The following is a 24346-nucleotide window of genomic DNA, read 5'->3' on the forward strand; positions in this document are numbered from 1 at the left end:
CTCGTGGTCGCGTTCATGCCGCGCTCCTCATGCGGTCGGCCAGCAGATCCGAGATGGCGTGGACGGTCCGGAGCGTCGGCACCGGGACCCCGGTGATCTCCGCGAGTTCCACGACGGCCGCGAGCAGCACGTCGAGTTCCAGCGGCTTGCCGCGCTCCAGGTCCTGGAGCGTGGAGGTGCGGTGGTCGCCCACGCGCTCGGCGCCCGCCAGGCGCCGCTCCACGGAGATGTCGGGGCGGCAGCCGAGTGCGGCCGCGACGGCGAGCGTCTCGTTCATCATGATCTCGATGACGCGGCGCGTGCCGCCGTGCAGGCACATCTCGCGCATCGTGGCGCGGGCGAGCGCGCTGATCGGGTTGAAGGAGATGTTGCCGAGCAGCTTGATCCAGATGTCGCCGCGCAGATCGGGTTCGACGGGGCACTTGAGTCCGCCGGCCCGCATCGCCTCGCTGAAGGCGAGGCAGCGCGCGGAGCGCGAGCGGTCGGGCTCCCCGACGGAGAACCGGGTGCCCTCCAGGTGCCGGACGACGCCGGGCCCTTCGAGCTCGGTCGCCGCGTAGACCACGCAGCCGATGGCCCGTTCGGGCGCGATCACCGCACTGACCGCGCCGTCCGGGTCCACGCTGCTGACGCGGTGGCCGTCGTGCGGGCCGCCGTGCCGGTGGAAGTACCACCAGGGGATGCCGTTCTGGGCGGCGATCACGGCCGTCCGGTCGTGCAGAAGCGGCTCGATGAGCGGCCCGCACGCCGCGTACGAGTTGGCCTTCAGGCCCAGGAAGACGTAGTCGACGGGGCCGATGTCGGCCGGGTCGTCGGTGGCGTGGGCCCGCGCGGTGAAGTCGCCGCGCGGGCTGTGGACACGTACTCCGTGCTGCCTCATGGCCGCCAGATGCGGTCCACGGGCGACGAGATGGACGTCGGCACCGGCGCGGTGCAGCGCGGCTCCGACGTAGGCGCCGATCGCACCGGCGCCGAGGACTGCGACTTTCACGGTGGCGCGCTCCGTTCGGTCGAGGGATCCGAAGAAGGCTCTGAGTCGACTCCGCATGCGGGTGGCTGACGCCTTCGCATGCCAGGACGGTCGATGGAATATTGTCTACAGTATGGAAGTTGGCCCAGCAAGGGGTCGCGCGCCATATTGCATACCGTCGACGGAATCGGCTCCCCCTCTTCCCAACTCCCCTCCCCGCTTCCTACTGTTCGGGATCATGAGGCCCCCCGTAGCACCCCCGGGATGGAGCCGCTGGCTCGTACCGCCCGCCGCACTGTCCGTCCATCTCTCCATCGGCCAGGCCTACGCCTGGAGCGTCTTCAAACCCCCGCTGGAATCAGCCCTCCACCTCAGCGGCACGCAGAGCGCGCTGCCCTTCCAGCTCGGCATCGTGATGCTCGGCCTCTCGGCGGCCTTCGGCGGCACGCTGGTGGAGCGCAACGGCCCGCGCTGGGCGATGACCGTCGCCCTGGTCTGCTTCTCGTCCGGCTTCCTGATCGCGGCCCTCGGCGCGGCGGTCGAGCAGTACTGGCTGATCGTCTTCGGCTACGGCTTCGTCGGCGGGATCGGCCTGGGCATCGGCTACATCTCGCCCGTGTCGACGCTGATCAAATGGTTCCCCGACCGCCCCGGCATGGCGACCGGCATCGCGATCATGGGATTCGGCGGCGGCGCGCTCATCGCGTCGCCGTGGTCCGCGCAGATGCTGGAGTCCTTCGGCTCGGACTCCGACGGCATCGCGCTCGCCTTCCTCGTGCACGGCCTGACGTACGCCGTCTTCATGTCGCTCGGCGTGCTCCTGGTGCGGGTGCCGCGTACGGAGGGGGCCCGGAAGCCCGGCGCCCCGGGCACGCTCGACGGGCCGCAGGTCTCGGCGCGGGCCGCGGTGCGGACACCGCAGTTCTGGTGCCTGTGGATCGTGCTCTGCATGAACGTGACCGCTGGCATCGGCATCCTGGAGAAGGCCGCGCCGATGATCACCGACTTCTTCTCCGACACCTCCACGCCGGTCTCGGCGGCCGCGGCGGCGGGCTTCGTCGCCCTGCTGTCCGCGGCGAACATGGCCGGACGCATCGGCTGGTCGTCGACGTCCGACCTGATCGGCCGCAAGAACGTCTACCGCGTCTACCTGGGCGTCGGCGCCCTGATGTATCTGCTGATCGCCCAGTTCGGGGACGCGTCCAAGCCGCTCTTCGTCGTCTGCGCGCTGGTGATCCTCTCCTTCTACGGCGGCGGCTTCGCCACGATCCCCGCGTATCTGAAGGATCTCTTCGGGACCTACCAGGTCGGCGCGATCCACGGCCGGCTGCTGACCGCCTGGTCCACGGCGGGCGTGCTCGGTCCGCTGATCGTCAACCGGGTCGCCGACCAGCAGGAAGAGGCGGGCAAGAGCGGGGCGGGGCTCTACGGCCTCTCCCTCACGATCATGATCGGGCTGCTGATCGTCGGGTTCGTGGCGAACGAGTTCGTCCGCCCCGTCCACGCCCGCCACCACATCCCCGCACCGAGGGAGGACGCCGCCCATGACGACACCGACCAGCGCGCCGCCAAGTAGTCCGCCCCGCCGCAGGGCGCTGATCGTCGGCGCCTGGCTCTGGGTGGGGGTTCCGCTCACATATGGGCTGTATGAACTCGTACACAAGGCCACTCAGCTCTTCACCGGGTGACACGATGATGAGAAGTGACCAAACCCGTCGCCCGATTCCTGTTGCTTTACGCGTCCTGTTACCGGTGAGTCGCTGACCAGACTGGACGGTCCCGCATCTCCGGCAACAAGGGGGACCCGTTCATGCACGGCTCACGCATCGCCGCCGTCGGCCACTACCAGCCCGCCAAGATCCTCACCAACGAGGATCTGGCGGGCATGGTCGACACCAGCGACGAGTGGATCCGCTCCCGCGTGGGCATCCGCACCCGGCACATCGCGGGACCCGACGAGCCGGTCGACGAGCTCGCCGCGCACGCCGGGGCCAAGGCCGTCGCCGCCGCGGGCCTGACGCCCGACGCGATCGACCTCGTCCTGGTCGCCACCTCCACCGCGATCGACCGCTCGCCGAACATGGCGGCCCGGGTGGCGGCCCGCCTCGGCATCCCCTCGCCCGCGGCCATGGACGTGAACGTGGTCTGCGCGGGCTTCACGCACGCGCTGGCCACCGCGGACCACGCCGTGCGGGCCGGGGCCGCCACCCGCGCCCTGGTGATCGGCGCGGACAAGATGTCCGAGGTGGCCGACTGGACCGACCGCACCACCTGCGTCCTGGTCGGGGACGGCGCGGGCGCGGCCGTGGTCGAGGCGTGCGGCCCGGGGGAGGAGCCCGGCATCGGCCCCGTGCTCTGGGGCTCGGTGCCCGAGATGGGCAATGCCGTCCGCATCGAGGGCACGCCCCCGCGGTTCGCGCAGGAGGGCCAGAGCGTCTACCGCTGGGCCACGACCCAGCTGCCGCCGCTCGCCCGCAAGGCCTGCGAGCGGGCCGGCCTCACGCCCGAGGACCTGGCGGCGGTCGTCCTGCACCAGGCCAACCTGCGCATCATCGAGCCGCTCGCCGGGCGGATCGGCGCGGTGAACGCGGTCGTCGCGCGCGACGTCGTGAACTCCGGCAACACCTCGGCGGGCAGCATCCCGCTCGCCCTGTCCAAGCTCGTGGAGCGCGGTGAGATCGCCCCCGGCGACCCGGTGCTCCTCTTCGGCTTCGGCGGGAACCTCTCGTACGCCGGCCAGGTCATCCGCTGCCCGTAGCCGCGCGGAACGCACCGTAGCCGCGCGGAACACGCCGCTCCGTGTGACCGGCTCAACTCGCCCTGGTGCTGGTCATTGTGCTCGGTAGACTGTAGACAAAAGGCAATCGTCGACGAGGGGACCGCGATGTTGTCCACAGGACTGCCGCAGGGGGCGGTGCCCAAGCTGGAACGCCCAGGTCCGCTCCGCGAGCGGGTCTACGAAGCGCTGCTCGAACTCATCACCACGCGCGCGCTCCAGCCGGGCCAGCACCTCGTGGAGAGCGAGCTCGCCGGGCATCTGGGGGTGTCGCGGCAGCCCGTGCGCGAGGCGCTCCAGCGGCTCAACACCGAGGGCTGGGTCGACCTGCGGCCCGCCCAGGGCGCGTTCGTGCACGAGCCGACCGAGCAGGAGGCGGACCAGCTGCTCACGGTCCGTACGCTCCTGGAGGCGGAGGCCGCCCGGCTCGCCGCCGCGAACACCGGCACCGCCGGGATCACCGCCCTGGAAGAGCTGTGCGCCAAGGGCGAGCAGGCCGTCGCGGACGGCGAGGTGGACCTCGTGGTGACCACGAACGCCGCCTTCCACGCCAAGGTCATGGAGCTCGCGGGCAACGTCGTCCTGGCCGAGCTCGCCGGGCAGGTGGACCGCCGGGTGCGCTGGTACTACACGCCGGTGGCCCGACAGCGCGGCAAGCAGTCCTGGATCGAGCACCGCGCGCTGATCGCGGCGATCGCCGACCGCGACGAGAACCGCGCCACGGAGATCATGCGCGCGCACACCGAGCACACCCGCGAGACGTACCACCGGCGCGAGCGCGACGCCTGACGCGTCAGCCCCGCCGGGGCGCGAGGACGGCCTGGGTCTGCGTCGTCTGCCCGGCGAGGCGCCCTTCGTCGTCGTGGACCTCGGTCTGTACGACGACGAAGGAGCCGCCCACGTGCAGCGGGCGGGCCACGGCGCGGGCGCCGCCCGAGCGCACGGCGCGGAAGAAGTTCGTCTTGGACTCCACCGTGGTGGTGCCCGCGCCCTCGGGCAGGTTGAGGAAGGCGCAGACCGCGCCCACGGTGTCGGCGAGCGTCATCAGCGCCCCGCCGTGCAAGGCGCCGCCCACCGTGCACAGCTCCGCCGACCACGGCAGGGCGCCCGTGGTGCGCTCGGCCGTGGCTTCGTCGAGGGTGATGCCCAGGTGCAGGGCGAAGGGCAGGGCGGCCAGGAGCTCGGCCGTACGCGCGGTGTCGGAAGGCATGCCGCCACTCTGCCCGCGACGGGCCGGCGGGGCGATTGCTTCCGTCGATTAGCTCCGAGGACTTGCGCGGACACGTCTGTCCGCCTCTTTGTCCTGTGACTGGAGAAAGTCATGGGTAATTCCTGCGCAACTTCTTCCCACTCCCGGCAGGCGCTGCTACGTTCCCCTCGAAAGCCCGGCGAGCCGAACGAAAGCCGGGCGTGACGGCATGAGTTGCCCGACGAGGCGGGGAGGGGCGCGTGAGACGTATGACGGCTCGACCCGCCAATGCGCACCAGGCGCGACTGCTGCGGCTGCTGCGTGACGGAGGGCCCAACTCCCGTGCCCAGCTGGGCGATCAGGTCGACCTCTCGCGGTCGAAGCTGGCCGTCGAGGTGGACCGGCTCCTGGAGACCGGACTCGTGGTCGCCGACGGACTCGCCGCCTCGCGCGGCGGCCGCCGCTCCCACAACATCCGCCTGGCCCCCGGCCTTCGTTTCCTCGGCGTGGACATCGGCGCGACCTCGGTCGACGTCGCGGTCACCAACGCCGAGCTGGAGGTCCTCGGCCACATCAACCAGCCCATGGACGTGCGCGAGGGCCCGGTCGCGGTCTTCGAGCAAGTCCTCGCCATGGCGGCCAAGTTGAAGGCCTCCGGGCTCGCGGAAGGGTTCGACGGCGCCGGGATCGGCGTCCCGGGTCCCGTCCGCTTCCCCGAAGGCGTCCCGGTCGCCCCGCCGATCATGCCGGGGTGGGACGGCTTTCCCGTACGGGAGGCCATCAGCCAGGACCTGGGCTGCCCCGTCATGGTCGACAACGACGTGAACCTCATGGCGATGGGGGAACAGCACGCGGGCGTGGCACGCTCCGTGGGCGACTTCCTCTGCGTCAAGATCGGCACGGGCATCGGCTGCGGCATCGTCGTCGGCGGTGAGGTCTACCGAGGGGTGACCGGCAGCGCGGGCGACATCGGCCACATCCAGGTCGAACCGGACGGGCGGCCCTGCGCCTGCGGCAACAAGGGCTGCCTGGAGGCGTACTTCAGCGGCGCGGCACTCGCCCGCGACGCGGAGGACGCCGTCGGCCAAGGGCTCTCCCACGAGCTCGCGACCCGCCTGGAGGCCGCCGGGAAGCTCAGCGCGGTCGACGTCTCCGCGGCAGCCGCCGCCGGTGACGCGACCGCACTCGACCTCATCCGCGCGGGCGGCAACCGCACCGGCCAGGTCATCGCGGGTCTCGTCAGCTTCTTCAACCCGGGCCTCGTGGTGATCGGCGGCGGGGTGACCGGCCTCGGCCACACGCTGCTCGCCGCCATCCGCACCCAGGTCTACCGCCAGTCGCTGCCCCTGGCGACCGGCAACCTCCCCATCGTCCTGGGCGAGTTGGGGCCGACCGCCGGAGTCATCGGCGGCGCCCGGCTCATCAGCGACCATCTGTTCTCACCGGCCTGATCCGTACGCACCACCCGTACCACCTGTACGCCCCGTACGACCCTGTACCACCCGTACGCCCCCGTACGACCCGTACGACGCCCCGCACCACACCTCACCCAGTACAGCGCGCTGCCTCGCCCTGCTCGCAAACACCTCCGCCCCCGCGAGGGGCCATCGCCCTACCCCGCCCTGCCCTGAAACCGGCCGCACCCGCCGACCCGCCCAAGGGAACCGTCATGGCACCAGAACCACCGCTGCTCACCATGTCCGGCATCACCAAGTCGTTCCCCGGCGTCCGCGCCCTCGACGGCGTCGACCTCCAGGTCCAAGCCGGTGAAGTGCACTGCCTCCTCGGCCAGAACGGCGCCGGGAAGTCCACGCTCATCAAGGTCCTCGCCGGGGCGCACCAGCCCGACGGCGGCGAGATCACCTGGCGCGGCGAGCGCACCACGCTCAAGTCACCCATCGCCGCCATGCGCCTCGGCATCGCCACCATCTACCAGGAACTCGACCTGGTGGAGCACCTGTCCGTCGCCGAGAACGTCCACCTCGGACACGAGCCCACCGCTGCCGGGTTCGTCGTGAAGGGACGGGAGGCCAAGGCCTCGACCGCCGCCCTGCTCAAGCGACTCGGGCACGGCGAGATCGACCCGGGCACGCTCGTCGGCGAACTCTCCGCCGCCCATCAGCAGATCGTCTCCATGGCCCGCGCGCTCTCCCACGAAGTGCGCCTCATCGTGATGGACGAGCCGTCGGCCGCACTCGACCCCGACGAGGTCGACAACCTCTTCCGCATCGTCGGCGATCTCACGGCGGACGGCGTCGCCGTCGTCTACATCTCCCACCGCCTCGAGGAGATCCGCCGGATCGGCGACCGCGTCACCGTCCTCAAGGACGGCCGGGCGGTGGCCGGCGGGCTCCCCGCGAAGGAGACCCCCACCCGCGAGGTCGTCGCCCTGATGACCGGGCGCAACGTCGAGTACGTCTTCCCGGACCGGCCGACCGGTCCGCCCACCACGGACGCGGTCCTGACGGTCACGGGCCTCGCCCGCACCGGTGAGTTCGAACCCATCGACCTCGAACTGCGCCCCGGCGAGATCGTGGGCCTGGCCGGGCTCGTCGGCTCCGGGCGCTCCGAGATCCTGGAGACCATCTACGGCGCCCGCAAGGCGACCAGCGGTCAAGTGAGCCTCGGTGGCCAGGTGTTGAAACCCGGCAGTGTGCGTGCCGCGGTCCGCGCCGGGCTCGGCCTGGCCCCCGAGGAGCGCAAGGCGCAGGCCCTGCTGATGCTGGAGTCCGTCACCAACAACGTGTCGGTCTCCACCATGTCCCGCTTCTCGCGCGGCGGCTGGCTCGACCGGAGCGCCGAGAGGAAGGCCGCCCAGAAGGCCACCCGCGAGCTGTCCCTGCGCCCCGACAACCCCGCCGCCCCGATCCGCACCCTCTCCGGCGGCAACCAGCAAAAGGCCGTCCTGGCCCGCTGGCTGCTCCGCGGCTGCCGCGTCCTGCTGCTCGACGAACCCACCCGCGGCGTCGACGTCGGCGCCCGCGCCGAGCTGTACGCCGTGATCCGCCGCCTCGCCGACGACGGCCTCGCCGTCCTGCTCGTCTCCAGTGAAGTACCCGAAGTCCTCGGCCTCGCCGACCGCGTCCTGGTCCTGCGCGAGGGGCGCGTCGTCCATACGGCGCCCGCCCGTGACCTCGACGAACACCGCGTACTCGACCTCGTACTCGAAGGGAGCCCGGCGTCATGACGCAGCCCGCATCGCCGCCACGGCCCGCCGCATCGAAGAGTGGCCCCGCGGACGGCGCAAGCCCGTTGCGGACGCTCTCCGCACGTGCCGACGTGCGGACGCTGTCCCTGCTCGGCGTGCTCGCCGTCCTGATCCTGATCGGCGGCATCACCCAGCCCGACTCGTTCCTCGACACCGACAACGTCCAGCTGATCCTGACCCAGGCCTCCGTCATCGGCGTCGTCACGGTCGGCATGACCTTCGTGATCATCTCCGGTGGCATCGACCTGTCGGTCGGCGCGATCGTCGCGCTCGCCTCGGTGTGGGCGACGACGGTGGCCACCCAGGAGTACGGCGTGGCGGGCATCCTGTTCACCGCCGTGATCGTCGGCATGGGCTGCGGCCTGGTCAACGGAATGCTCATCGCGTACGGCGGGATGGTGCCGTTCATCGCGACCCTCGCCATGCTGGCGTCGGGCCGGGGCCTCGCCCTGGAGATCACCGACGGCAAGACGCAGATGGTCACCGTGGACGGAGTGCTGAAGCTCGGCGAGCGCGACTCCTACATCCTCGGCATACCGCCGCTCGTGCTCGTCTTCGCCGCCGTCACCGTCGTCGGCTGGCTGCTCCTGAACCGCACCACCTTCGGGCGGCGCTCGGTCGCGGTCGGCGGCAACGCGGAAGCGGCCCGGCTCGCCGGCATCGACGTACGCAGGCAGCGGCTCTACCTCTACCTGCTCTCCGGACTCTGCTGCGGCATCGCGGCCTTCATGCTGATCATCCTCTCCGGGTCGGGCCAGAACACCAACGGCAACCTCTACGAGCTCGACGCCATCGCCGCCGCGATCATCGGCGGCACCCTGCTCAGCGGCGGACGGGGCACGATCATCGGCTCCGTCCTCGGCGTGCTGATCTTCATCACGATCCAGAACATCTTCGCGCTCAACAACCTGGAGACCGCCGTCCAGCAGATCGCCAAGGGGGCCATCATCGTCGCCGCGGTGCTGGTCCAGCGACGCACGTCCTCCCCTACCTGACCCGCAGACCCGAAGGGTTCACCGCCATGCCAGACACATCCTCGTTCGCGAGCCGCAGAGGACTGCTCTTCGGAGCCGCCGCCCTGTCGACCGGCGCCCTCATCACCGGGTGCACCAGCAACGAGCCCAAGGACGAGGGCTCGGACGACAAGAGCCAGCAGGTCGCCGACGACAAGCCCGGCAAGCAGGTCACCATCGGCTTCGCCGGTCCGCAGGCCGACCACGGCTGGCTCAACGCGATCAACGACAACGCCAAGGACCGGGCGAAGAAGTACTCCGACGTCACGCTGGAGGCCACCGAGGGCTCGAACGACACGGCCGCCCAGATCGGCCAGGTCGAGACGCTGATCAACAAGAAGGTCGACGTCCTGGTGATCCTGCCGGCCGACGGCAAGGCGCTCACCCAGGTCGGCCTGAAGGCCATGAAGGCGGGCATCCCCGTCGTCAACCTCGACCGCGTCTTCGCCTCGCCGCAGGCCTACCGCTGCTGGGTCGGCGGCGACAACTACGGCATGGGCCTGAGCGCCGGGCACTACATCGGCGAGAAGCTCAAGGGCAAGAAGAACGCCAAGGTCGTCGAACTGGCGGGTCTGGACAACCTCGAACTCACCAAGCAGCGCACCAAGGGCTTCGACGACGCCCTGAAGAACTATTCGAACATCGAGAAGGTGGCCCGGCAGGCCGCCGAGTTCACCGTCGAGTCCGGCCAGTCGAAGATGTCCCAGCTCCTCCAGGCGCAGAAGAACTTCGACGCCCTGTGGAACCACGACGACGACCAGGGCGTGGGCGCCCTGCGCGCCATCAAGCAGGCGGGCCGTGACGACTTCCTGATGGTCGGCGGCGCGGGCGCGCTCTCCGCGATGCAGGCCATCGAGTCCGACGACAGCGTCCTCAAGGCCACCGTGCTCTACCCGCCGACGATGGCCGCCTCCGCGATCGACCTGGCGCGCGCGCTCGGCCAGAACAAGGGCGTCAGCGGGATGGCCGAGTTCGAGATCCCCGCCTTCATCACCCTCTACTCGGCGGTCGTCGACAAGGAAAACGTCGGCAAGTACATGTCCACCGGCTTCAAGTGATGCGCGCGTCCGCACCCCCCACCGAGCATTTACGAGGAGGAGTACCGCATGCGTGAGACGGAACACGAGGCCGGGACAGGGAAGCGGCCGCTGGGGGTGGGCATGGTCGGATACGCCTTCATGGGCGCCGCCCACTCCCAGGGCTGGCGCACCGTGGGGCGCGTCTTCGACCTGCCGGTGCGGCCGGTCCTCTCGGCGGTCTGCGGGCGCGACGGCACCGCCGTGCGCGCCGCGGCGGACCGGCTCGGCTGGGCGGCCGCGGAGACCGACTGGCGCGCCCTCGTGGCCCGTGACGACGTCGACCTCATCGACATCTGCACCCCCGGCGACAGCCACGCGGAGATCGCGATCGCCGCGCTGGAGGCCGGCAAGCACGTGCTGTGCGAAAAGCCGCTGGCCAACACCGTCGAGGAGGCCGAGGCCATGGCCGACGCCGCCGAGCGGGCCCGGGCGCGGGGGCAGGTGGCGATGGTCGGCTTCAACTACCGCCGCGTACCGGCCCTCGCGCTCGCCCGGCAGATGATCGCCGAGGGGCGGCTCGGCACGCTGCGGCACGTCCGGCTCACGTACCTCCAGGACTGGCTGGTGGACCCCGGCTTCCCGCTGACGTGGCGGCTGCGCAAGGACCGCGCGGGTTCGGGCGCCCTGGGCGACCTGGGGGCGCACATCGTGGACCTCGCGCAGTTCCTGGTGGGGGAGCCGGTGGCGGGCGTCTCGGCCCTGATGGAGACCTTCGTACGGGAGCGGCCGCTGCTCGACGGGGCGTCCAGCGGGCTCACCGCGGAGGGCGGCACCGCGCTCGGCCAGGTCACCGTGGACGACGCGGCGGTCTTCACCGGACGCTTCCCGTCGGGCGCGCTCGCCTCCTTCGAGGCGACGCGTTTCGCGGCGGGCCGCAAGAACGCGCTCAAGGTCGAGCTCAACGGCTCGGACGGCTCGCTCGCCTTCGACCTGGAGCGCCTGAACGAGCTCTCCTTCCACGACCACACCGAGCCCGCCACGTCATCGGGCTTCCGCCGCATCCTGGTGACCGAGCCGGGCCATCCGTACCTGGAGGCCTGGTGGCCGCCGGGGCACGGACTCGGGTACGAGCACACGTTCGTGCACCAGGCCCGCGACCTGCTGCACGCCGTCGCCACGGGGGAGCAGCCCGAACCGTCCTTCGCCACCGGACTCTCGGTACAGCGGGTGCTGACCGCGGTCGAGGAGAGCGCGGCGAAGAACTCGGTCTACACCCTCGTCGCGTCCACCCCCGTCACGGTCTGAGGAGGCCTGTCCATGCCCCGCGACTTCACGCTCTTCACCGGCCAGTGGGCCGACCTGCCGCTGGAGGAGGTCTGCCGCCTCGCCCGCGACTTCGGCTACGACGGCCTCGAACTCGCCTGCTGGGGCGACCACTTCGAGGTCGACAAGGCGCTGAGCGACAGCTCCTACCTGGACTCGCGCCGTCAGCTGCTCGACAAGTACGGCCTCAAGTGCTGGGCCATCTCCAACCACCTGGTCGGCCAGGCCGTCTGCGACGCGATCATCGACGAGCGGCACCAGGCGATCCTGCCGGCCCGCATCTGGGGCGACGGGGAAGGGGAGGGCGTACGGCAGCGGGCCGCCCGCGAGATCGAGGACACGGCCCGCGCGGCGGCGGCCTTCGGGGTCGACACGGTCGTCGGCTTCACGGGCTCGGCGATCTGGCACCTGGTGGCGATGTTCCCGCCCGCGCCGGAGTCGATGATCGAGCGCGGCTACGAGGACTTCGCCGACCGCTGGAACCCGATCCTCGACGTCTTCGACGCGCAGGGCGTGCGCTTCGCCCACGAGGTGCACCCCTCGGAGATCGCCTACGACTACTGGACCACCCAGCGCGCCCTGGAGGCGGTCGGCCACCGCGCCGCCTTCGGCCTGAACTTCGACCCCTCGCACTTCGTGTGGCAGGACCTGGACCCGGTCGGGTTCCTCTACGACTTCCGGGACCGGATCTACCACGTGGACTGCAAGGAGGCCAGGCGGCGCCTGGACGGCCGCAACGGCCGCCTCGGCTCGCACCTGCCGTGGGGCGACCCGCGCCGCGGCTGGGACTTCGTGTCGGCGGGCCACGGGGACGTCCCCTGGGAGGACGTCTTCCGGATGCTGCGCTCGATCCGGTACGAGGGGCCGGTCTCGGTCGAGTGGGAGGACGCGGGCATGGACCGCCTCCAAGGCGCCCCGGAGGCGCTCACGCGCCTGAAGGCCTACGACTTCGAACCGCCGACGGCGTCCTTCGACGCGGCGTTCGGCGGGAACTGAGCCGCCGCGAGCGGTGGTCACACGGAGCGACTTTGTCCTGGCCAAGGAAAAAGCCGAACTTCATTGCTGTGCAAGGGCTTTCCGTCCAAGACAAACGTGGCTACCGTCCCTGATGTGTACAGGACATGAACCTTCCGGGGTGACGGCGCACCCCGGCGCCCAGCGCCCTCACCGCACCACACCCGCGTACGACCGTCCCCCTTCCGGAGGAACCCCGTGCACAGGAAACGCCTCAGACTCAGCAAGACCCACAGCCTCCGCAAGACCCTCGCCCTCTTCACCGGCACCCTGCTGGCCGGCGCCACCCTCGGCCTCACCGCCCCCACCGCCAACGCCGCCGACCCGGAGGCCGTCCGCGCCGCCCAGGAGCAGGCGACGCAGGCGGCCACCGGCAAGGCCGCCGCGGCCGAGGACTTCCAGCAGGTCACCCTCGCCAAGGGCGAGACCGAGACCGGCGAGCCCATGACGCTCGCCGTCCTGCCCGACCGCTCGGTCCTGCACACCTCCCGCGACGGCACGCTGCGCCTCACGGACGCCGCGGGCAACACCAAGATCGCGGGCAAGATACCGGTCTACTCCCACGACGAAGAAGGTCTCCAAGGCGTCGGTCTCGACCCGAAGTTCACCGAGAACCGCGCGATCTACCTCTATTACGCGCCCCCGCTCGACACCCCGGCCGGTGATGCCCCGGAGACCGGCACGGCCGAGGACTTCAAGAAGTTCGACGGCGTCAACCGCCTCTCCCGCTTCGTCCTGAAGACCGACGGCACCCTGGACAACGCCAGCGAGAAGAAGGTCCTCGACGTCCCCGCCAGCCGCGGCATCTGCTGCCACGTCGGCGGCGACATCGACTTCGACAAGGACGGCAACCTCTACCTCTCGACGGGCGACGACTCCAACCCCTTCGCCTCCGACGGCTTCTCGCCGCTGGACGAGCGCGCGGACCGCAACCCCGCCTTCGACGCCCGCCGCAGCGCCGGCAACAGCAACGACCTGCGCGGCAAGATCCTGCGCATCAAGGTCGCCGACGACGGCTCCTACACCGTCCCGGACGGCAACCTCTTCGCCCCGGGCACCGACAAGACCCGCCCCGAGATCTACGCGATGGGCTTCCGCAACCCCTTCCGGATGAGCGTCGACAAGCCCACCGGCACGGTGTACGTCGGTGACTACGGCCCCGACGCGGGCGCCGCCGACCCCAAGCGCGGACCCGCCGGCCAGGTCGAGTTCGCCCGCGTGACCAAGCCGGGCAACTTCGGCTGGCCGTACTGCACCGGCAAGAACGACGCGTACATCGACTACGACTTCGCCACGCAGACCTCCGGCGCCGCCTTCGACTGCGCCGCGCCCAAGAACACTTCCGTGCACAACACCGGCCTCACCGACCTGCCGGCCGCGCAGGAAGCCTGGATCCCCTACGACGGCGGATCCGTCCCCGAGTTCGGCTCCGGCTCCGAGTCCCCGATGGCCGGACCCGTCTACCGCTACGACGCGGCCAACACCTCCCCGGTGAAGTTCCCCGAGGCCTACGACGGCGACTTCTTCGCCGGTGAGTTCGGCCGGCGCTGGATCAAGCGCATCGAGCAGGGCGCGGACGGCACGGTCTCCAAGATCAACCCGTTCCCGTGGACCGGCACCCAGATCATGGACATGGAGTTCGGCCCCGACGGCGCGCTCTACGTCCTCGACTACGGCACCGCCTGGTTCGGCGGCGACGAGAACTCCGGCCTCTTCCGCATCGAGAACGCCACCGACGGCCACTCGCCGGTCGTCGAGGCGAGCGCCTCCGTGACCAGCGGCCAGGCCCCGCTCAGGACCAGCTTCACCGCGAAGGCCACGGACGCCGACGGCGGCACGCTGACCTACGCCTGGGACTTCGGTGACGGCGGCAAGTCGACCCAGCAGAACCCCTCGTACACGTACAAGAAGAACGGCGTCTACACCGCGACCGTGACCGTCAAGGACTCCACCGGGCGCACCGGTTCGGCCAGCGCGCACGTCACCGTCGGCAACACCGCGCCCAAGGTGACCCTGGAACTCCCCGGCGACGGGCAGCTGTTCACCTTCGGCGACAAGATCCCCTTCAAGGTGAAGGTGACGGACAAGGAAGACGGCCCGATCGACTGCACCAAGGTCAAGGTCACGCACATCCTCGGCCACGACAGCCACGGCCACCCGGTCACCTCGGCCAACGGCTGCGAGGGCACCCTCCAGACGTCCGCCGACGGCGAGCACGACCCGAACGCCAACATCTTCGGGGTCTTCGACGCGGAGTACACGGACAAGGGCGCGAACGGCCAGCCCGCGCTGACCACCCACGACCAGAACGTCGTCCAGCCCAAGCACCGCCAGGGCGAGCACTACAACGACTCCAAGGGCGTCTCCATCGCCAACCACACCCCGGCGCACGGCGGCAAGACGGTCGGCGACATCCACAACGGCGACTGGATCTCCTTCAAGCCCTACATCCTCGGCAACGCCACCAAGCTGACCGCGCGCGTCGCGTCGGCCGGCGCGGGCGGCACGCTGGAGGTCCGCAGCGGGTCGGCCACCGGCAGGCTCCTGGGCAAGACCAAGGTCGCACCGACCGGCGGATGGGAGACGTACGCGGACGTGAGCGCCACCCTGTCCAAGGCGCCGAAGACGACCACGACGCTCTTCCTGGTCTTCAAGGGCACGGGCACCGGCGCCCTGTACGACCTTGACGACTTCACCTTCACCACCAGCTGAGGAAGGGGTCACCATGCGCGCATCCGCACGGATCGCCACCGCGACGGCCGCGGCCGCCGTACTCATCGGCTGTGTGTCGGGCCCCGCGGCCTCGAAGCCGGAGGGCAAGGACGAGGGCAGGCAGGCGGGCGAGAAGGTCCTGGTCTTCTCCAAGACCGCGGGCTTCCGCCACGACTCGATCCCCGACGGCATCGCGGCCGTCAAGGAGCTCGGCGCGGCGAACGGCTTCACCGTCGACGCCACCGAGGACGCCAAGGCCTTCACGGCCAAGAACCTCGCGCGGTACGACGCCGTCATCTGGCTCTCCACGACCGGTGACGTCCTGGACGCCAAGCAGCAGAGCGCGTTCGAGGGCTACATCAAGCAGGGCGGCGGGTACGTGGGCGTGCACGCCGCCGCCGACACCGAGTACGACTGGCCCTTCTACGGCGGGCTCGCGGGCGCGTACTTCCAGTCGCACCCCGCGATCCAGCCCGCGAAGGTGGAGGTCGAGGACCACGGGCACCCGTCCACGGCACATCTGCCGGGGGTCTGGGACCGGACCGACGAGTGGTACAACTACCGCTCCAATCCCCGGGACCGCGCCCACGTCCTCGCCTCGCTCGACGAGTCGTCCTACTCGGGCGGCTCGATGGCGGGCGACCATCCCATCGCCTGGTGCCAGGACTACCGGGGCGGCCGCTCCTTCTACACGGGCAGCGGTCACACCAAGGAGTCCTTCGCCGATCCCGCCTACCGCACCCATCTGCTCGGCGGGATCCGCTGGGCGGCGGGCGCCGCACAGGCCGACTGCCGCCCGGAGAAGGGCTACACGCCGATCTTCGACGGCACGGCCAAGTCCCTGGAGTCCTGGAAGCAGGCGGGTCCCGGCTCGTTCGAGCTGAACGAGGGCGACGGGACCCTGAAGACCGTCGGCGGCATGGGCATGCTCTGGTACGACGGGACGAAGGAGCTCGGCTCCTACTCCCTGAAGCTGGACTGGCGCATGGACGGCGACGACAACTCCGGGATCTTCGTGGGCTTCCCGCCCTCCGACGATCCCTGGTCGGCCGTGAACAACGGCTATGAGATCCAGATCGACGCCACCGACGTCCCGGAGAAGACCACGGGCTCCGTCTACGGCTTCAAGTCCGCCGACCTGAAGAAGCGCGACAAGGCGCTGAATCCGGTGGGCGAGTGGAACACCTACGAGCTCCGGGTCGAGGGCGAACGCCTTCGGATCTATCTCAACGGAGTCAAGATCAACGACTTCACCAACACGGATCCGGCGAGGAGCCTCAAGGACGGTCACCTCGGCATCCAGAACCACGGTGCCGACGACCAGGTCTCCTTCCGCGACATCCGGGTGAAGGACCTGCCGGCCCCCGCCGCACCGGGCGTGGGCCGCTAGACGGCGGCGGGCGGAGGACGCCGGACCTCCGCCCGCCGTCTTATCCCGTCCGCCGTCTCTCTTCTCCCTTCCCCCGCGCGCTCGCCGCGTGTACGACAGGAGGCAGCCGTGCCCAATCCCTCTCCTACTGGTTCTTCCGACACGACGGGTGGCGGCCTCACGGGGGTGTGGCTGATCGGGGCGCGTGGTTCGGTCGCCACGACGGCCGTCGCGGGGTGCGCGGCCGTGACGGCCGGGCTCCACCCGCCGACCGGCATGGTCACGGAGACCCCGCCGTTCGCGGACTGCGGTCTGCCAACGTTGTCTTCGCTGGTCTTCGGCGGCCACGACACGGCGGAGTGCCCGCTGCCCAAGCGGGCCGAGCACCTCGCCGCGGGCGGCGTGCTCCCGTACGGCCTCCCCTCGGCGGTGGGCGCTGAGCTGGCGGGCGCGGACGCGGAGATCCGTATGGGCGGGCCGCGCGGCGGGGACGCCGACGGCCGCACGGACGAGGAGCTGATCGAGTCCTTCGCCGCCGACCTCCGGGACTTCGTACGCCGCAGGGGGCTCGCCCGTGTGGTGGTGGTGAACGTCGCGTCCACGGAACCGGTGCCTGTTCCGGGCGGTACGGGCGAGGAACGGCTGCCCGCCAGCTCCCTCTACGCGGCGGCGGCGCTGCGGGCGGGCTGCCCGTACGTGAACTTCACCCCGTCGGCCGGTCTGCACCACCCGGCGCTCGCCGCCGCGGCCGACTCGGCGGGGCTGCCCTACGCGGGGCGTGACGGCAAGACCGGCCAGACGCTCCTGCGCTCGGTCCTCGGCCCGATGTTCGCCCAGCGTGCGCTGGCCGTGCGGGCCTGGTCCGGGACGAATCTGCTGGGCGGCGGTGACGGCGCGGCCCTCGCCGACCCGGCCGCGGCGGCGGCGAAGAACGCGGGCAAGGAACGGGTGTTGGCGGACACGCTGGGCTGCGCCCCGGAGGGCGAGGTCCACATCGACGACGTTCCGTCGCTCGGCGACTGGAAGACGGCCTGGGACCACATCGCGTTCGACGGCTTCCTCGGCGCGCGGATGGTCCTCCAGACGACCTGGCAGGGCTGCGACTCCGCCCTCGCGGCACCGCTGATCCTGGACCTGGCGAGGCTGGTGGCCCGCGCCCACGAACTCGGCCTCTCCGGGCCGCTGGGCGAACTCGGCTTCTACTTCAAGGACCCGGACGCGGATGCGTCCTCGGCGCTGGCCGAGCAGTACGAGGCCTTGATGGGCTTCGCCGCGCGGCTGCGGGGGGTGTCCGCGTGACGGGGGCGGAGGGCGCTTCGGAGAAAGCCGGGAGTGACGACGGCAGAAAGGACGTGGTGAACGGCGCGGGGGAGACTTCGCCGGGGTTGCGTCTGGTGGGCGGGGGCGATGTCACGCACGAGAGAGCAGCCGGGGCGGGCGTCGGCCGTGGGGCTGTACGCGCTGGTGGCGGAGGGCGGGAAGCATTTCGGGCCGGTGCCTCGGGTGGCGCTCCGGGCGGGGCTTCGAGTGGGGCTTCGCGCGGGCTTGGCGGTCTGGGGGGTGGCAGGGACTGGGCCGAACTGCTGCGCGTCTCCGCCCTGTTCACCGTTCCCGGTGACGCGCTCGCCGGCGCGGCGGCGACCGGGCTGAGCCCCAACCGCCGCACCCTCCTCGCCGTTGCCGCCTCCCTCTCCCTGTACGAGGCGGGCATGGCCCTCAACGACTGGGCGGACCGGGCGGAGGACGCGGTCGAGCGGCCTCACCGACCGTTGCCGTCCGGTCGCATCGCCCCCTCGGCCGCACTGGGCGCGGCGGCGGCGCTGACGGCAGGGGGCCTGGCCCTGGCCGCGGCCGCGGGCCGCCCCGCCCTGACGGTGGCGACCGGCCTCGCGGCCACGGTATGGGCGTACGACCTGGGCCTGAAGCACACTCCGGCGGGCCCGGCAGCCATGGCCGCGGCCCGCTCCCTCGACGTGCTCCTGGGCGCGGCGGCCACCGGACGACGACGGCACTTGACCGGGCTGCGGCCCGGGGCGGGTGTGCGGGCGGGCCTGTGGGGGTCCAGTTCCTCGGCCTCCGCGACGCTTGCGGGTGCGGGTGGTGCCGGTTTCGGGGTTCGTGCGGCCGTTCCCGGCGCTCTTGTTCTTGGTGCCCATACCCTCGCCGTGACCGCGGTCTCGCGGCGTGAGGCCCAGGGGGGCTCCACGGTGGTTCCGCTGGCCGCACTCGCCGCCACCGCCGTACTCGCCCAACTCCTCGCTCGCAGCGCAGGTGCCGTGTCCGCCGGGGAGAGCCTGGGCGGCTCCACCCGCACCGGCACCCCTCGACTCCCGGCAGACCGCGTGACCGCAGCCACCCGCGGTCTGCCGGGCCTCACCTCGGGAGAGCCGAGGGGAGCCCGTCACCTGGGGCGCAGGGCGAGTCAAGTCCCGCGTACCGGCGTCCGTGGGGCCGCCCGCATCGCCCTCGCCGCCACCTACGCGGCGACCGCGGCCCGCCCCCTCTTCCACGCCGTGCTCAACCCCTCGCCCCAGCTCACCCAGCGGGCCGTAGGCGGCGGCATCCGGGCGATGATCCCGCTCCAGGCCGCGCTCTCCGCCCGTAAGGGAGCTCTCGGCTCCGCCCTGCTGACCGCCGCCCTCGCCCCGGCAGCCCGTACGTTCGGCCGGAAGGTGAGCGTCACGTGACGGAGACGACGCACCACACGAGCACCCCGAAGCCCCAGCCCCAGCCCCAGGCCCAGGCTCAGGCCCATCCCCATGCCCAGCCCCAGGCCTCGTCCCTCCGCTTCGGCTACGGCACCAACGGTCTGACCGACCTCCGGCTCGACGACGCCCTCGGGCTGCTCGCCGACCTCGGCTACGCCGGCGTCGGACTCACCCTCGACCACATGCACCTCGACCCCCTCGCCCCCGATCTCGCCGCCCGCACCCGCCACGTGGCCCGCGGCCTGCAACGCCTGGGCCTGACGGCGACGATCGAGACCGGCGCCCGCTACGTGCTCGACCCGCGCCGCAAGCACGGCCCCTCCCTCCTGGACCCCGACCCGGACGCCCGCGCCGCCCGGGTCCGCCTGCTGATCCGTGCCGTGCAGGTCGCCGCCGACCTCGGCGCCCACGCCGTGCACTGCTTCAGCGGCATCACGCCCGACGGCACCCCCGAGGGCACCGCCTGGCAGCGGCTGGCCGAGGCCATGGGTCCCGTCCTGGACGCCGCGTCCGGCGCCGGCGTACCGCTGGCCGTCGAACCCGAGCCCGGCCACCTCCTCGCCACGCTCGCCGACTTCCACCGCCTGCGGCACGCACTGGACGACCCGCCGCATCTGGGCCTGACCCTCGACATCGGCCACTGCCAGTGCCTCGAACCGCTGTCCCCGGCCGACTGCGTCCGCGCCGCCGGCCCCTGGCTCCGGCACGTCCAGATCGAGGACATGCGCCGCGGTGTGCACGAGCACCTGCCGTTCGGGGACGGGGAGATCGACTTCCCGCCCGTCCTGGAAGCCCTCGCGGCCACCGGCTACCAAGGCCTCACCGTCGTCGAACTGCCCCGCCACTCCCACGCGGGCCCCCAACTCGCCGCCCGGTCCATCGAGTTCCTGGACAAAGCGGCGACCGCGGCGCTCCGCACGGCTCCGACCGGAGGAGGAACCCCGTGACCCAGGCCCCCGTCATCGACGACCTCCGCACCCGCCTCGACGCAACCCTCGGCGGCGCCGCCCGCGCCTGGCTCGACCAGGCCACCGCGGAAGCCGCCGCCCACCGCGGGAGGCCGGCGCGGAGCCAGACCCCCACCTGGGAGCTGCGCTTCGCCGAAGCGGGAAGGCGCTGCGGCCAGGACCACGCCGACGCCGTCCGCGTCCTGCTCCTGCACGCCGCCGAAGCCGACCCGGCCACCCTCGCCCGCCTCTACGGACAGGGCACCGCCGCCGAGCGCCGCGCCGTCCTGCTGGCCCTGCCCCACCTGGTCCGGGGCCCGGAGGCGCTGCCCCTGGTCGCGGACGCCCTGCGGACCAACGACACCCGGCTAGTCGCCGCCGCCGTGGGTCCGTACGCCGCCCGGCACCTCACCCCGCACGACTGGCGCCACGCGGTGCTCAAATGCCTGTTCACCGGCGTCCCCGTGGACGCCGTCGCCGAACTGGACCGCCGCGCCACCGACGACGCCGAGCTCGCCCGCATGCTCGGCGACTACGCCGGCGAACGCACCGCCGCCGGTCGCACCGTCCCCGGCGATCTGCACCGCGTCCTGGCCCTGACCGCCACCGCCGCCCCCTCGGCGGCCGTGGCGGCCCCGGCCCCCGCGACCCCTTCCACCGGCGAGGAGCAGGAGTCCTGATGCGCATCTTCGACCCCCACATCCACATGACGTCCCGGACGACCGACGACTACCAGGCCATGTACGCCGCGGGCGTCCGCGCCGTCGTCGAGCCCGCGTTCTGGCTGGGCCAGCCCCGCACCTCGCCCGCCTCCTTCTTCGACTACTTCGACTCGCTGCTCGGCTGGGAGCCCTTCCGCGCGGCCCAGTACGGCATCGCCCACCACTGCACGATCGCCCTCAACCCCAAAGAGGCCAACGACCCCCGCTGCACCCCCGTCCTGGACGAACTGCCGCGGTATCTCATGAAGGACAACGTCGTCGCCGTCGGCGAGATCGGCTACGACTCGATGACCCCCGCCGAGGACGCCGCGCTCACCGCCCAGCTCCAGCTCGCCGCCGACCACGAGCTGCCCGCGCTCGTCCACACCCCGCACCGCGACAAGCTCGCAGGGCTGCGCCGCACCATCGACGTCGTCCGGGAGTCCGCGCTGCCCCTGGACCGCGTCCTGATCGACCACCTCAACGAGACCACGGTCAAGGAGGCCAAGGACAGCGGCTGCTGGCTCGGCTTCTCCGTCTATCCCGACACCAAGATGGACGAGGACCGGATGGTGGCCATCCTGCGCGACCACGGGCCCGAGCGGGTCCTGGTCAACTCGGCCGCCGACTGGGGCAAGAGCGACCCGCTCAAGACCCGCAAGGTCGCCGACACGATGCTCGCATCCGGGTTCACCGAGGACGACGTCGACCTGGTCCTGTGGCGCAACCCGGTCGCCTTCTACGGACTCAGCGGCCGCCTCGCGCTCGACGTCACGGACACCGAGGCCACCCACGAGGGCAACTCCATCCTCCGCGGCGGGGCGTGAGCCATGCGCTTCCGGCACCCCGACGGCAGCGTCGTCCACCTCGCGTACTGCACGAACGTCCACCCCGCCGAGACCCTCGACGGCGTCCTCGCGCAGCTGCGGGACCACTGCGAACCCGTACGCAAACGGCTCGGCAGGGACCGCATCGGCATCGGCCTGTGGCTCGCCAAGGACGCCGCGCACGCCCTGGTCACCGACCCGGCGGCGCTGCGCGGCCTGCGCACCGAACTCGACCGGCGCGGCCTCGAGGTCGTCACCCTGAACGGCTTCCCGTACGAAGGGTTCGGCGCCGAAGAGGTCAAGTACCGGGTGTACAAGCCGGACTGGACCGACCCCGAGCGGCTCTCCCACACGACCGACCTGGCCCGCCTCCTGGCCGCGCTCCTGCCGGACGACGTCACCGAAGGCACCATCTCCACCCTTCCGCTCGCCTGGCGCACCCCCTTCGACACCGCGCGGGCCGAGGCCGCCCGGGCCAACCTCACCGCGCTCGCCCAGCGCCTCGACGCCCTGGCGGAGCTGACCGGCAAGTCGATCCGCATCGGCCTCGAACCGGAGCCCGGCTGCACCGTCGAGACCACGGGCGACGCGATCGCCCCCCTCACCGCGATCGGCCACGACCGCATCGGCGTCTGCGTCGACACCTGCCACCTCGCCACCTCCTTCGAGGACCCGGGCACCGCCCTCGACGCGCTCGCCGTCGCGGGCATCCCCGTCGTCAAGACCCAGCTCTCCGCCGCCCTGCACGCCGAACACCCCCATCTCCCCGGAGTCCGCGAGGCACTCGCCGCCTTCGACGAACCCCGCTTCCTGCACCAGACCCGCACCCGCACCGCGGCCGGACTGCGCGGCACCGACGACCTCGGCGAATCCCTCGCCGGCGGCGCCCTGCCCGAGACGGCACCCTGGCGCGCCCACTTCCACGTCCCCCTGCACGCGCCTCCCGCGCCGCCCCTCACCTCCACGCTGCCCGTCCTCAAGGACACGCTCGCCCAGCTGGTCGGCGGGGCCGCCCCGCGCACCCGCCACCTGGAGGTCGAGACCTACACCTGGCAGGCGCTGCCGCGCGAACTGCGCCCCCGCTCCCGCCCCCAGCTCGCGGACGGCATCGCCGCCGAACTCACCCTCGCCCGCGATCTCCTGACGGACCTCGGCCTCAAGGAACTCCCATGAGCCCCACACCCCTGCTCGTCCTGGACGTCGTCGGTCTCACCCCTCGCCTCCTGGACCACATGCCACGCCTCAAGTCCCTGGGGCAGTCCGGCTCCCAGGCCCCCCTGGGCACGGTCCTGCCCGCCGTCACCTGCGCGGCCCAGTCCACCTTCCTCACCGGCACCACCCCCGCCGAGCACGGCATCGTCGGCAACGGCTGGTACTTCCGCGAGCTCGGCGACGTACTCCTGTGGCGCCAGCACAACGGGCTCGTCGCCGGCGACAAGCTGTGGGACGCCGCCCGCCGCGCCCACCCCGGCTACACCGTCGCCAACATCTGCTGGTGGTACGCCATGGGCGCCGACACCGACATCACCATCACCCCCCGTCCCGTCTACTACGCCGACGGCCGCAAGGAACCCGACTGCTACACCCGGCCCCCGGCCCTGCACGACGAACTCACCGAGAAACTCGGCACGTTCCCCCTCTTCCACTTCTGGGGCCCGGGCGCCGACATCGTCTCCAGCCGCTGGATCGTGGACGCCACCCGCCACGTCATCGGCACCCGCCGCCCCGACCTCGCCCTGTGCTACCTCCCTCATCTCGACTACGACCTTCAGCGCTTCGGCCCCGACGACCCGCGCTCCCATCAGGCCGCAGCCGAACTCGACGCGACCCTCGCCCCCCTCCTCGACGACGCGAAGGCCGAGGGCCGCACCGTCGTCGCCCTGTCCGAGTACGGCATCACCCGCGTCGACCGCCCCGTCGACATCAACCGCGCCCTGCGCCGCGCCGGCCTGCTCGAAGTGCACACCCAGGACGGCATGGAGTACCTCGACCCGATGGCGTCGCGTGCCTTCGCCGTCGTGGACCACCAGATCGCGCACATCTACGTGCGCAGGCCCGAGGACATGGAAGCCACCCGCCAGGCGCTCGCCGGCCTCCCCGGCATCGAGCAGCTCCTCGACGACGAGGGCAAGAAGGAGTACCACCTGGACCACCCGCGGGCCGGTGAACTCGTCGCCGTCGCCGACCCGGACGCGTGGTTCACGTACTACTACTGGCTCGACGACGCCCGCGCGCCCGACTTCGCGCAGCTCGTCGAGATCCACCGCAAACCCGGCTACGACCCGGTCGAGCTCTTCATGGACCCCGAGGACCCCTACGTCCGCGTCAAGGCCGCGTCCGCGCTGGCCCGCAAGAAGCTCGGCATGCGCTACCGCATGGCGGTCGTCCCGCTGGACCCCTCACCTATTCGCGGCAGCCACGGCCGCCTCCCCCTGAGCGACGACGACGGTCCGCTCATCATCAGCTCCACCCCCCATGCCTTTCCCGACCGGATCGCGGCCACCGCCGTGAAATCCCTCCTCCTCGACCTGGCCGGCCTGGGCTGAGACACACCTCGCCCGTCCCCCGCC

General features: G+C 71.7%; 20 protein-coding genes. 18 read left to right on the forward strand and 2 right to left on the reverse strand.

The window, feature by feature from the left end:
- Nucleotides 1-13 precede the first annotated feature (13 nt).
- On the reverse strand, nt 14-991 hold the full coding sequence (locus QBL25_RS33305) for a 2-dehydropantoate 2-reductase (protein WP_409060655.1): 978 nt from the start codon (nt 989-991) through the stop codon (nt 14-16).
- Nucleotides 992-1208: 217 nt separating this feature from the next.
- Here QBL25_RS33305 and QBL25_RS33310 point away from each other — a divergent pair, with 217 nt between their 5' ends.
- The 3 genes from QBL25_RS33310 to QBL25_RS33320 all read left to right on the forward strand — a co-directional run bounded on the left by QBL25_RS33310 (nt 1209) and on the right by QBL25_RS33320 (nt 4535).
- Complete coding sequence (locus tag QBL25_RS33310; protein WP_409060656.1) at nt 1209-2546, forward strand: OFA family MFS transporter; 1338 nt, start codon at nt 1209-1211, stop codon at nt 2544-2546.
- 234 nt (nt 2547-2780) lie between these two features.
- Entirely contained in the window at nt 2781-3728 is a 948-nt protein-coding gene (locus tag QBL25_RS33315; protein WP_409060657.1) for a beta-ketoacyl-ACP synthase III, read from the forward strand.
- Between the two features lie 126 nt (nt 3729-3854).
- Entirely contained in the window at nt 3855-4535 is a 681-nt protein-coding gene (locus QBL25_RS33320; RefSeq protein WP_409060658.1) for a GntR family transcriptional regulator, read from the forward strand.
- A gap of 4 nt (nt 4536-4539) precedes the next feature.
- On the opposite strand, the gene QBL25_RS33325 is transcribed toward QBL25_RS33320, so the two are convergent.
- Entirely contained in the window at nt 4540-4956 is a 417-nt protein-coding gene (locus tag QBL25_RS33325) for a PaaI family thioesterase (protein WP_409060659.1), read from the reverse strand.
- A gap of 248 nt (nt 4957-5204) precedes the next feature.
- Between QBL25_RS33325 and QBL25_RS33330 the strand changes: the two genes are divergently transcribed.
- From QBL25_RS33330 to QBL25_RS33400, 15 genes are all read left to right on the forward strand, one after another.
- On the forward strand, nt 5205-6386 hold the full coding sequence (locus tag QBL25_RS33330) for an ROK family protein (protein ID WP_409060660.1): 1182 nt from the start codon (nt 5205-5207) through the stop codon (nt 6384-6386).
- Nucleotides 6387-6604: 218 nt separating this feature from the next.
- A complete protein-coding gene (locus QBL25_RS33335) occupies nt 6605-8122 on the forward strand; it encodes a sugar ABC transporter ATP-binding protein (protein WP_409060661.1) in 1518 nt (505 codons plus the stop codon).
- Entirely contained in the window at nt 8119-9138 is a 1020-nt protein-coding gene (locus tag QBL25_RS33340; RefSeq protein ID WP_409060662.1) for an ABC transporter permease, read from the forward strand. Before QBL25_RS33335 ends, QBL25_RS33340 begins: the two co-directional genes overlap by 4 nt.
- Nucleotides 9139-9164: 26 nt before the next feature.
- Nucleotides 9165-10214, forward strand: a complete 1050-nt coding sequence (locus QBL25_RS33345; protein ID WP_409060663.1) for a substrate-binding domain-containing protein — start codon at nt 9165-9167, stop codon at nt 10212-10214.
- Between the two features lie 48 nt (nt 10215-10262).
- On the forward strand, nt 10263-11480 hold the full coding sequence (locus QBL25_RS33350) for a Gfo/Idh/MocA family protein (RefSeq protein ID WP_409060664.1): 1218 nt from the start codon (nt 10263-10265) through the stop codon (nt 11478-11480).
- Between the two features lie 12 nt (nt 11481-11492).
- Nucleotides 11493-12494: a sugar phosphate isomerase/epimerase family protein gene (locus QBL25_RS33355; RefSeq protein ID WP_409060665.1), complete on the forward strand. Its 1002-nt coding sequence runs from the start codon at nt 11493-11495 to the stop codon at nt 12492-12494.
- A 216-nt stretch (nt 12495-12710) separates the two neighbouring features.
- Nucleotides 12711-15224: a PQQ-dependent sugar dehydrogenase gene (locus QBL25_RS33360; protein ID WP_409060666.1), complete on the forward strand. Its 2514-nt coding sequence runs from the start codon at nt 12711-12713 to the stop codon at nt 15222-15224.
- A gap of 13 nt (nt 15225-15237) precedes the next feature.
- Nucleotides 15238-16614, forward strand: coding sequence for a ThuA domain-containing protein (locus tag QBL25_RS33365; protein WP_409060667.1), 1377 nt, complete (start codon nt 15238-15240; stop codon nt 16612-16614).
- Between the two features lie 108 nt (nt 16615-16722).
- Complete coding sequence (locus tag QBL25_RS33370; RefSeq protein ID WP_409060668.1) at nt 16723-17892, forward strand: inositol-3-phosphate synthase; 1170 nt, start codon at nt 16723-16725, stop codon at nt 17890-17892.
- 95 nt (nt 17893-17987) lie between these two features.
- A complete protein-coding gene (locus QBL25_RS33375) occupies nt 17988-19280 on the forward strand; it encodes an SCO3242 family prenyltransferase (RefSeq protein ID WP_409062864.1) in 1293 nt (430 codons plus the stop codon).
- A gap of 122 nt (nt 19281-19402) precedes the next feature.
- Nucleotides 19403-20248: a sugar phosphate isomerase/epimerase family protein gene (locus QBL25_RS33380; RefSeq protein WP_409062865.1), complete on the forward strand. Its 846-nt coding sequence runs from the start codon at nt 19403-19405 to the stop codon at nt 20246-20248.
- Nucleotides 20245-20928 carry an EboA domain-containing protein gene (locus QBL25_RS33385; protein ID WP_409060669.1) on the forward strand — a complete coding sequence of 228 codons (684 nt, stop codon included), beginning with the start codon at nt 20245-20247 and terminating at the stop codon, nt 20926-20928. The genes QBL25_RS33380 and QBL25_RS33385 overlap by 4 nt, the downstream gene beginning before the upstream one ends.
- Nucleotides 20928-21776, forward strand: coding sequence for a TatD family hydrolase (locus tag QBL25_RS33390; RefSeq protein ID WP_409060670.1), 849 nt, complete (start codon nt 20928-20930; stop codon nt 21774-21776). The genes QBL25_RS33385 and QBL25_RS33390 overlap by 1 nt, the downstream gene beginning before the upstream one ends.
- A 3-nt stretch (nt 21777-21779) precedes the next feature.
- Nucleotides 21780-22949, forward strand: coding sequence for a metabolite traffic protein EboE (gene eboE / locus QBL25_RS33395; protein WP_409060671.1), 1170 nt, complete (start codon nt 21780-21782; stop codon nt 22947-22949).
- The gene (locus tag QBL25_RS33400; protein ID WP_409060672.1) at nt 22946-24322 is read left to right on the forward strand and encodes an alkaline phosphatase family protein; all 1377 of its coding nucleotides are present in this window, start codon (nt 22946-22948) and stop codon (nt 24320-24322) included. Before eboE ends, QBL25_RS33400 begins: the two co-directional genes overlap by 4 nt.
- Nucleotides 24323-24346: the final 24 nt, after the last annotated feature.

It is taken from the genome of Streptomyces sp. SYP-A7185 (assembly GCF_046103685.1).
In the GTDB taxonomy this organism is placed as follows: Bacteria; Actinomycetota; Actinomycetes; order Streptomycetales; family Streptomycetaceae; genus Streptomyces.